Annotated in this window: 6 protein-coding genes and 1 pseudogene; 4 read left to right on the forward strand and 3 right to left on the reverse strand. The window is 39.0% G+C overall.

The window, feature by feature from the left end; translation table 11 throughout:
• Both QCH34_RS01460 and QCH34_RS01465 read left to right on the forward strand, forming a co-directional pair.
• The coding region (locus tag QCH34_RS01460) for a dockerin type I repeat-containing protein (RefSeq protein ID WP_300328904.1) at positions 1-1,181 on the forward strand (1,181 nt) is incomplete at its 5' end.
• Between the two features lie 211 nt (positions 1,182-1,392).
• The gene (locus QCH34_RS01465; RefSeq protein ID WP_300328907.1) at positions 1,393-1,815 is read left to right on the forward strand and encodes a hypothetical protein; all 423 of its coding nucleotides are present in this window, start codon (positions 1,393-1,395) and stop codon (positions 1,813-1,815) included.
• Positions 1,816-2,212: 397 nt separating this feature from the next.
• On the opposite strand, the gene QCH34_RS01470 is transcribed toward QCH34_RS01465, so the two are convergent.
• Positions 2,213-5,761 (reverse strand): carboxypeptidase regulatory-like domain-containing protein, encoded by a 3,549-nt coding sequence (locus tag QCH34_RS01470; RefSeq protein WP_300328910.1) that lies wholly within the window; start codon positions 5,759-5,761, stop codon positions 2,213-2,215.
• Positions 5,762-6,167: 406 nt separating this feature from the next.
• On the opposite strand from QCH34_RS01470, the gene QCH34_RS01475 reads away from it, so the two are divergent.
• A complete protein-coding gene (locus QCH34_RS01475; RefSeq protein ID WP_300328913.1) occupies positions 6,168-6,674 on the forward strand; it encodes an acyltransferase in 507 nt (168 codons plus the stop codon).
• A 130-nt stretch (positions 6,675-6,804) separates the two neighbouring features.
• Here the strand turns inward: QCH34_RS01475 and QCH34_RS01480 are convergent, their stop codons facing one another.
• The gene (locus tag QCH34_RS01480; RefSeq protein ID WP_300328916.1) at positions 6,805-8,487 is read right to left on the reverse strand and encodes an asparagine synthetase B family protein; all 1,683 of its coding nucleotides are present in this window, start codon (positions 8,485-8,487) and stop codon (positions 6,805-6,807) included.
• Between the two features lie 710 nt (positions 8,488-9,197).
• Between QCH34_RS01480 and QCH34_RS01485 the strand changes: the two genes are divergently transcribed.
• A complete protein-coding gene (locus QCH34_RS01485) occupies positions 9,198-10,274 on the forward strand; it encodes a sugar-transfer associated ATP-grasp domain-containing protein (RefSeq protein WP_300328919.1) in 1,077 nt (358 codons plus the stop codon).
• 419 nt (positions 10,275-10,693) lie between these two features.
• Here the strand turns inward: QCH34_RS01485 and QCH34_RS01490 are convergent.
• Positions 10,694-11,252 (reverse strand): annotated as a pseudogene (locus tag QCH34_RS01490) (hypothetical protein); the annotation flags it as partial.

The following is an 11,252-nucleotide window of genomic DNA, read 5'->3' on the forward strand; positions in this document are numbered from 1 at the left end:
AGGTTGTCGATGACATCAAATCTTCAGCGTACTCAGTGACACTATCAAGCCCGATTGACTACAGCAGGACAATTCTCTACCCGGAGAAAGATTACTTCATCATAATCGACAGGCTTGAAGGGAGCGAGTCCTGGATATACAGGAACGTCTTTAGACCGGCGAGTCTCAATATCAATCCCTCTACAGATAGGGATGAAGCCAGTGTTGGTCATGTGAATGGAGAACTTTGGTTTGGTGATATCTCATATGACTGGCTTTCCCTGCCCTATAATGTTGAAACAGCAACCGGAATCATCTCTAATGATTTCAACTGGCAAACAACGAATCCATATGGAAACGACATCCTTTTCCACCTCTACACAGCACCGGCGTCGGAAATCATCGTATCAAAGCGCGTAGGAAGAGTAGGTGGATATAATGTTGCGAACGAGGTATTCAGTCCCAATATCTACTTCAGGAGTGAACCGATGGAGAACCAGTATCGAGTGGTGGCTCTGTTATCTCGCTATATAGATGAAGAAGAGAAAAAAGCTGAGGAAATTTCAGTAACAGGGAATGGAAATGCGATAAAAGTGATATCAACTGAATACATTGATTATACTTATACAGGAAAAGGCCATTCTACATTCGAATCAATTGCCACAGATGCAGATACTGTTTATATGCGAATGATGAACAGTTCTGATGATCTCTCCCTTACCATGATCGGGGGTACATTCGTGCGAGATGAATCAGGTACATTCTTACAGTCTTCAGAGGAGATTGGATATTTGACACTTCAACAGGAGGAAATGAAAACACAAATCAATCTGAAAATTTGTTCCGGCGCTACAATAGCACTTCGTATGTATGGATTTCACGTTAATGAGGTTCTGAAAGACGGGGTTTCATTCTCTTACTGGTCACAGGATGAGAACAGTGATGTCCTTATTATTAATTCAGCTCAGGGCGAACACACGTATGAAATACATTATACAGAGGATCATCCCACCCCTACAGTCACCGGGGACCTCAATAACAATGGGGAGGTCGATATCGGTGATGTCATGATGGTTAGTTATATGGTCGCCGGTCTGATAGAGGAAGATCTAAGTGCAGACTTCAATGGAAATGGATATGTCGATGTCGGAGATGCTGCAAAGATAAACAGATTCTTCCTGGGGCTGGTTGAGGAATTATGAATATTCTTGGAATTTTTGGATAATAACACAATATATGTCATGACGTGACAATTATACAACATATCCTTGAGGATCATGTCTCAAATACACCCTTTCATATATCTTAATATCCTCACGTGTCTTCAACAATTAATCGATTCCTTGAATCCTACCCTACATCGAAAACCGGAAAAAATTTCAACTTCAGAAGTACAGCTTAACAGGCTTTCAGATGATTGAGAATGAGTGCGACGGGGATGTGTACCGCTTATTAAAGGTTGCTGTGATTGTTGCTACAATGCTTGGAGTGCTGACCGTTGCATTTTTTCTAATTTTCGCCGATGAACCGTATACAGCATTATATCTCATACCTGATCCCTCCCCATACACGATCGATAATGGAAATATTTTCTTTACCTATGGCCTGACCAATTATGAACGGGGAAATACGGTATATACACTGGATTTTTATGTTGGCACTGTACTCTATCACACTGAAACATTCTCGATGAGATCGGGTGATAACTTCGAGGGCCAAGGGATAATCGCACTCCCTATCGATGCCAGTCTTCCGCTTAAGGTAAGATTGGACCTGAAAGCCGACAGCGGGAGCACCGAAAGCGTGCATTTCTGGGTCTGGGATCAGACAGGTTAAGAGATTTGTATAAGCATGGCATCAAACCTGACTCAGAAGAGTTCCTGATATTTCGGCTATAAAAAATTAAGGAAAACGTTGGGAAACCGAAATTCTCTCTGATACATTCTACACAGAATTTAGAAGGCAGGAATCTTGCAACATATGATTTTCATGACATAATGTGTCACATTCATTTTTTTACATCAGTAGAATTGACGAGGATCTCGCCGCAAAGATCACATATTTATGGTTCAGAATGGACAAAAACGATTTAAATAGTGATCATAAAGGGATGTTAAAGATGGTGATCTTCTTTGGATCGTCTCAACAATATCTATCTAAACTCCTCATCAATCCTTTATTGTGCCCCTTTACTATACATTCGATTGTTTCCGGTAAACCGATAGAGCTCTGATCAGAGAATATCGTAGATGAGGTGGTGGAGAGCATAGACCCTGCCTCTCACCTCCATCGTGAAGGCCTGCTTTAAATATCCGGCTTTCTCGACGGTGACCCTGTAGCTACCACGCGACAATTCAGCTTGCACCTTGCCATTTACATCCGTCTCGAACGGGATGGGGAATCCTTCAAAGGTAACATAGGCATTACTGATAGGTTTCCCATCTTCTCCGCGGACGGTTATCGACACCTTATGTTCGATTACGTATTCGGGCACGTCAACAATAAATTTCTTCCTCTGGGTTTCAGGCTCGATCGTTATTGTTCGCGTTTCATGCGGAGCGAAATCGGCAGATGCGTAGATGATGACGGAGTCGCCTGAATTGCGTAAATTCGCAACATTACCACCTGTGACCCGATATTCCGCTTCCTCAAGCAAGGGCATTACAACTCTTAACGTCACACCGGAGACTGGTTCAGGGTTGCTGTTCCTAACGTTGATGAATGCACTATCCAGCTCATGAGAAGCGGTGAATGAGACCTTTTGCATCTTCCGGTAATGATCTGCGATGGCTTCCGGCGTCGTTGTCGTCAATCCCCTCTTAATGGCATAGTCAAAGAGATCATTAAACATCCCATTATATTCGGGTTTTTCAATATCCATAGCCCTGAAAACGAAGAGTGCCATGTCGTTGTTCTCTGCGACACTATCGATTACTGCCTTCCACTTCTGAAATACACCCTCGGGTTCCTCTGTTGACAAAGATGTACTCGGTGGATTTGATACTGGAAGCATGACAAGATCTGTTGCGCTACCCTGATAGGACGCCATCTGGGGATGGCGGAAACCCTCATCCCAGAGAATACCGAGGTAAGGAGGACTAATACTGTCGGTGATTAAATAGGACACACCTTTATCGGCCTGCATTTTAATTGCCGATAAATCATACCTCGTTGTGTAGATGGAATTTTCTACGATTGCCATAGGGATGACACCATCAGCATAGGGGTGCAGTTCGATTCTACGCTGATCTTCCACCCTGCGTCTTGCAGTTCCTTCATCACCGATAGAAATGTACTGTACAAATTTCAAGGATGCACCCGGTGCAAGTGATCTCAAAGTCTCACGCTTTATTTGTAATAAACAATAGTCATTATATCGTACTGAACCGGAATAAAATAAATCTAAGGGATATGGCGAATCAGGGAGGTACTCGATATATATCCCCGAGTGGTCATTTTGCAGATAGATACCGTGGAATTTCTCATTAAGATTTGAACCATCTTCCGATGGATATACCCTTTTCACAATTCGCCCACCGTCACCAAAAAGTACATATTCTGTGATGGGACTGAAGAAACGGGTGGTTTGGGACACCTGCATCCCGGATAAGGCATCCGACCAATCATTAGAAACTACAGTTTCGCACCGAATGGTATTTTGATAGAAAGAATATGTCACATCAACCGTTCCAATAACGTTCCCAGTTGCATTCTGAAGAAAACGTGTGTAAACAATGCTATTTCCATCCACGTTTGCGGAGAATGGTATCTCAAATATATTATGCCCAGTTCTTTCACCATCAGCAGAAGTTGTCGTTATAAAATCCAATATATGTCCTTCATCAAGGTAATTCGTCTTTTTTGTCCCGATATACGTAATTTGCGGTGAGACGGCACTGAGGGTGATTTTATAGCTGTCCGATTCTACAATAAAATCAGATCCACTCTGTAGCATTGTAATATCCTCGCCAATGTATCCCCCATCAATAAACTGTTGAGCAGAAGAAACACTGCGGTATATGCCAAAATCTCTGCCAGAATATATCCTGTCAACCGCAGTATTGGCATTGACATGCATCTCCGATTGATCTCCTCCAAGATTTGCAGCGATTTTATCAGAAATGAGGATGTATTTAATTCCCAAGTTTGAAGAAAGTTTCTGGGCTGCCTGTTCGCTACCTCCAAAATAACAGTTTCTTAACAGATTCTGGTAGTTTTTTAACTCACCACCGTAGCTCAGATGATATATATCATTCTTTTCAGTAAAGATGGGCGTTGTTCGCAACCCATAGCCCGAAACACCCTCATCAAAGTTGCCAATATTACTCAGCCATTTCATACCATCAATAACATGATCCTCCCCTGTTGTTCGTGGCTGATAGTATGAAGTCCCTAAAGCAGGAATTACAATAAAGGATGCAAACAGCAATACAAGCATTATCCCGAGAATCCATTCGCCAGTGCGGGATTCCTTCTCTCGGGTCTTTTTAAACCAGGATATCAAATAATCGGTGCCGAAAACCGCCGCTATTGGGATAATAATGACGAGATAGGAAATGTTTCTTAATGCACCTGTACTAATGGAGATGTCTTCTAAACTCCGCTGGAATTCAGGAAAGATACAAACCGCCAGAGCAGCGACCATTAAACTCTTGCCTTTTGCATCAAGACGGAAAAAGCCGAAACATGAAAGCAGCACATGAATAGGGCCTAACCATATGGGAATTGATGCAAGGCCCTTTGACAGATTTGTAGGAAGAACTGCAATCTGGTAAAGACTTCCAGAGGGAACAACATGTTTTGTAACTCTTCTATGTACAAACATGCATATCAGGCACAGCGAATATATCAGGGCTGACAAGAGAATTACATATGTGAATTGAGCCTCAACAAATAGATTTGTATATAATATACTACTCAGATCGGCAGCAAATGGAATATAAAGATTATTTGTAAGAAAATTGCCCGGCGTAAGAAACATAGTTGCTTTATCAATATACTGAGGATGTATGTAAGGAAAGGCTAAAACGGCAATTACATATACAAACAGCATAGTTACTGACAGGAGAAACATCGGTTTTGAGAACTTACCCCAGATCAAACTATATAGAATCAGGAACGCAAGCGATAAGGAGATCAGAAAAATAAAGGTTCCTGTATGCATAATCGTGATTATAAATACGCTCACAATCATCATTATTGCAAATTTCCAATCGAATTTTTCTCCCAATGCGCAATAGAGAGACATTAGCACAAAAGGCAATACTGTGGACGACGGTCGGAAATTGACGGCAATTAGTGCGATTGTCGGCATGGAAAGAAGAAAAAGAAGTGCTAGTAGTTTCTGCGTCTTTGTTTTTAAGAATATGTCCGAATATAAATAGAAGGTCATAAGCAGAATAAAAATGGATATCAGGCCGTAGAGGTACGATGCAGTATGCGGATCCGCTCCAATGATTTTGGCTATTGTCCCACCTAAGAGCCATAAGGCAAATGGATATGTATAAGGTGCATTCGGATCATCAGGGTTGGATACCATCCCACTGACGCTCTGATAAAATTCCGCCAGCGAATCCGATAGGCACATCTGGTTACTGTGGAAGAGATGCGTGTATTCGTCAGTACCGAACAATTGTCCATATGAAAGTGTTGGAACAATAAACCCGATAATCACGACAATAAATAAGAAAAGGAAAATTAAATTGTAGCTGCTCTTCTTATCAAGCCCTAACAGTGAGATTCCATCTTTAATTTTATTAAAAAGAACCTGCTTTACATTCATGTATTTCCGTCCATGCAATTAAATAAATCAATCGCACCAGAATGCTTCATTTAAGTACTTATATTAACATAAATAATCCTTCTTATTGATAACTACTATCTTTTAAGCTTGAAGAGGATCTTTGAGAATGGCTTCAGGATTCCAAAAATCAATGTATAATTATATATTGGCGAGATCCCACCAAACATACTTATGGAGATACTTTAAACCAACAGTATACCGGGATTGATTAATTAAAGATGAAATAGATCGTGGGAATTTTGCTAAGGGGTAGATAACGTAACAAAATATAAGAATAAACAATATGACGTTGAACAAATTTTATTAAAATCCGGGCTCCAATGCTTTAAAGATATATTTAAGTCTAATCTGAGATTGATTCATTTAATTACAATGATGTGGTCATATGGAAATAACTCAGAATATCATTAAGAAATGGTCAGATTTCTCCCTCTCGCTATTGCATATCCTTGCCATGTTAATGCCTTTTGGCAGGATTAAAAGAGAATTGTACCGATTGAGGGGCACGTTTATTGGAAAAAATGTAGATATTGCACAATTCGTTTTTATTGAGGATTCATCCCCTTCATTAATTCATATTGAGGATTATGTTGATATTGGCCCAAAAGTAACGATTGTTACCCATGACTCGAGCTTACATTGTGTTGATCCAAAAATCCCAATCCAATATAAAAAAGTATTGATTAAAAAAAACGCATATATTGGAGCTGGCGCTACAATCCTTCCTGGAGTTACAATCGGCGAATATTCGATTGTGGCAGCCGGAGCTGTCGTCACGAACGACGTTCCCCCTTTCACTATTTTTGCAGGCGTTCCAGCTAGAAAGATCGGAACGGTTCAAGAAAAAATAGCAAAATACGATGCAACGTATGAATCGCCCAAATATGTATAAAATGAAAAATACATCTCACTTACTATAATATAATCAATACAAAAATTGAATACAGGATTGTGATCATGCCGATAAAAGGGAATCTCGGATATTCTGTATCTTCAACATTAAGCACAATTGTGATTTATTATTAATCGTAATTTGATGAGGACTTGTTGCATAGTATTATTTTTGGAAATATCTTCCATTTTAAATCTGGGAATAATCCCTCCAAATAGGCAAAGGCAAGGAATGAATTGATATAGGTTATTCTGGAATAAAGGTTATTATAGTCGTATTCAGGTATTATGCCCCACATTGCATACCGGTGCTGTTCATACTCCATTCTTTTCTGTTTCGACCTAGCAACTCTGATTGCAATATCAGATAAGGTTTCAGACCTTTTAATCATGCTCTTTAATGATGAAGAAAGAGAGAGACCTAAGTGAGTGGTGCATTCAATTTGTTTTAATGCTTCAAATTCTGAAGTGAATAAGCGTTCTCCTACATATTTTCGATAGAATATTTTTTTAATTCTATTTGACACAGGTACTCTACTATAGAAATCCATCAACTCAGCATCACAGAGTGGGATTCTCCAATCGAAACCGAAGAATTCAAACGCTCTGAATCCATTCAATATAAGCTTTGCAGTTCGCTCTTTTAAAGCAAACAATTCCAATGCATCAGCACAGGATTCACTGTCATGAACATGGATGTCCTCAAAAGTTTGCAGAATCTTTTTTTTGAAAAATGGTATGAGATCAATTGCACCATCAAATTGCCTGAGGTGATAGTGTTGCTTTACGATATCTTTCAGGAGCTTTTCAATAGTATAGTCCTGATCTTTGGAATAATCATGAGGGATAAAAACGCCAGGGAATAAATCAGTATGTCCCGGAACAAAAACGGCGTTATCGTTTAATTTTCCATCATCATTTAGCTCCTTTATAGCAAGAAAATCCTGAATATATGGCAAAGAGGTCAGATTTCCAGCATATGTATTATACTCTTTCATCATATCGCTGTGGTAGCACGCATACCATTTGTCTTCAGTATACTCTACATAATGCCAAGGGTAACCAACCGCTTCCGAAACTTGCCTGCTTATCTTTGCCTCAGGCCAATTCTTACTTCCATAGCTGAAACAAATTACATTATCCACGCCCAGTCGCTTCAGCATGGCAATGATCAGCCGAGAATCCAATCCTCCACTCAATGGCACGACTATTTGTTGATCCTTTGTTGATGCAATGAGTCTCTTAAAGACACGCACCAAAACCTCATCAAGACGGTTTAACAAGACCTCCTCAGGGTCCTTGAAAAAATTCTCATGCTTAAAACGATAATAGCATCCAGTGGTGAGATTTTCCGTTGCTAGATCATAGAGAAGATATTCCCCTGCCTGGAGTTGGGATATTCCATCAAAAAGAGTCTCAGAGCCTGTGACGTATCCCGTGACAAGTAACTCTACACTGTTACATTCATTAAATGGGGAATTTATTAACTCTCTTATAAAATTTGCATCATCGGAAATGATTAGATTTAATTCGGTCTTTGTATAAAAAAGAGGAATGCTTCTCAAACGATCAACAACAACGAGGGTGCGATCCGGCAGATCAAGGATAAATGCAAATGTTCCATTCAGAGTACGAAGGAACTGCTCAAGCGTATGTTTATTATTGTACAATTCTGAAATGAGTCGGGCAATCATCGCCCCATCAAGCAATTCGTCTCCGTAAAACACTGTTCCTTTGAACCAATACCCTATCTCATCAATTGTACCGCATGTCCAAGGATAGTAGCGGTTATCCACATGGATCTCTATATTCATCGCATTACCTTCCTATTTTTATATTAGCCTGTTCCCGCTAATGTCAGATCCTCGGACATAATGACAATTTTCAAACTAATTCCGTTAAGAGTTGCAATGCAATTGTGATTTTACTAAAATATAAATATACTTACATCAGCTTTTTTCTAAAATCAATTTGCACATTCCGACTTTACAACTTTCATCGCATTCTCGAGGAATTGAGTCTTGAATCCAATAAGAGATTTCTCTGATGTTTTCCAATCCTATCGAGCAATATGACGCACTTATTTCAGCACTTTCAGGCGATAATCGTGTGATATCTCATAACTGCGCAAAAAATATTCTTTCTCCCTCTTGTTCCAAGATCTGCGACAGAATAAATAATTGGTTGGATTAATATATCGTATGAGTGTTGATTTACGAGAAAAATTTGGATTCAGCATGATTCAGCAACAAGTGTGTTGAAAGGAGGAGAATCTGGGCAATATGGGAGGGATTATTATACAAACGATGTAAAAGTGCCGGTCGTAAAAAAGAGTCTATCGCATTGGATAATTTGATGAGTATGGACTTTTTGAGAGATGATCAAAAGTTACTTATTTTTATGCTATTTATAAAACATTATGGCAATTTTTAAGAGACTAATTCAAAATTTTGAGAATAACTACTACATATTGAGAATGAAAGAGAGAACTTTGTTGAGACGAAATCAAGAATTAATTTATCATATGAAATTAGCAAAACAGCGATATGATGGATGTGAGAATAAAAAACCAAAGAGTCAAATAGAAAAAGAAATGGATTTATGCAAAAAGTACTGGAGATGCAACCCATTTCATTACACATTTTATGATTTGTACAAAGATGACTATGACTTAACGGATCGTCAACTGATTAATTACATTCCTTCTTTTTTCTGGTATGACCTATTTCATAGATATTATATACCAACAAAGGAATCAATTCTTATTGATAATAAACTGATTACCGAGCAGATATTCCGCAGTAACGAGATTTCACAACCCGAAACATTAATTAAGTTGATAGATGGCCATTTTTTTTCTGAAAATATGCAGAGAATACAATTTAACGACATTCAGAGAAAAATAACCGAAAGTAGTTGGAACAAAATATTCGTCAAGCCTGCTGTAGGATTAGGTGCTTATGGCACATATGTATTTAAAATAAATGAGGATGGATTCTTTACCACCACGGATAACATAACCTTTAACGAAGCATTCCTCAAGGGAATCGGGACCAGAAATGACTACATTGTCCAACCTGGAGTTGAGCAACACCAGAAAATGTCGGAGATATACCCTCATGCATTGAATACACATAGAGTGATAACAGAATACAAAGACGACTCTGCAGAGGTTTTATGTGCATTTTTACGCATTGGGAGAGGGGGAGCGGATGTTGACAATGCCTCCCAGACTGGCATAATGACTGGAATTGATATAAATACGGGAAAATTGAATGATGTCGCATTATCATTTTATAACCGGGAGTGTTATAAAAATCACCCTGACACTGGATATTCTTTCAAGAATTATGATACTGCCCAATGGGATGAAATAAAAAATTTTGCTATTGAGTCCGCAAAAAAGTTTCCAAAATTCAAACACCTGGGCTGGGACATAGGTTTATCCAAGAATGGTCCCATCGCTATTGAAACAAATCTGAATTTTAGTATAGATTCTACACAAATAGTTCTCGGTGGATTAAGAGAAGTATTTCGTATAGATCAGCCAGATTATTATTGGAGAAATCTTAACAGATCACCAAACAACGAAAATTTATGATTAAAATCATTCCAACCTGAGGGTCGCTGGATAGAGAAACTATTTTTCAGGGCAGGTAATCTCCTCTTCTAATATAATAATAATATAATTGTCTTCGCTTCTTCCATATATGGATCGATCTACAGAAAAGTGTCTCCGTTATTCTATCCAAATTTTTAATACTGATCTTTCAGTTATGTCCAATTAAAACCCTCCGTTCACGCTTTTGACTCCTTAAAATGGAGATTAAATCAAACCAAAGTCTCGAGCAATGAAAATTACCGGTTTAAATAATACTACGGGGATTTTCGTCGGTCCATTAACTCATAGTAAGGGGATTGATACACATTAGTAATCTGGGATATACTTAAACATGTAATTGGTTGAGGCAGCAGAATCAAACAATTGATCAGGAGAACATATATTAAATTGAGAAATCCTCAATCATGTATCTCGCGAATTATTCGAAAAAACTCCTCTCTTAGCATAATATCATCAAATAAAATTATCAGATAGTACGCAAGCGTTACCGCTACCGCAAGAATAATCAACATGACCGAATCTGGGTAAAAAAACATCCCGATCATTAATGGAATGACTGTGATACATCCTATCAACATATAGCGGAGTATGTCAAGGAAGGATTCCTTAACACTCACTCCTGCAAGCGAGAGAATGTACATATTCATCCACCCCCAAAATACCACGCCGCTTCCTGAAAAAAGCACCAGTGCAGTCACCGGATTGCCGTACATCCCACCAATACAAAGAGCGACAACGCGTGATACCAATAATAAAACATTAAATGCAAAACTCACACCCTGTTTTTCCAGCACGTTGAAAACACTGCTCAGTGGAGAAGAGATGAACACAAAAAAAAGCCATGGTGCCAGAATTTTTGCATAGAGTCCAGCATTTGCCCAGTCTGACCCCAAGAATATGCTGAACAGATCCTCTCCGATGATTGTTAGAATTAAGAATGGAAATAACCCTATCGAG

Origin of the sequence: Methanocalculus sp. (genome assembly GCF_029762515.1) — an archaeon.
Classification (GTDB): Archaea; Halobacteriota; Methanomicrobia; order Methanomicrobiales; family Methanocorpusculaceae; genus Methanocalculus.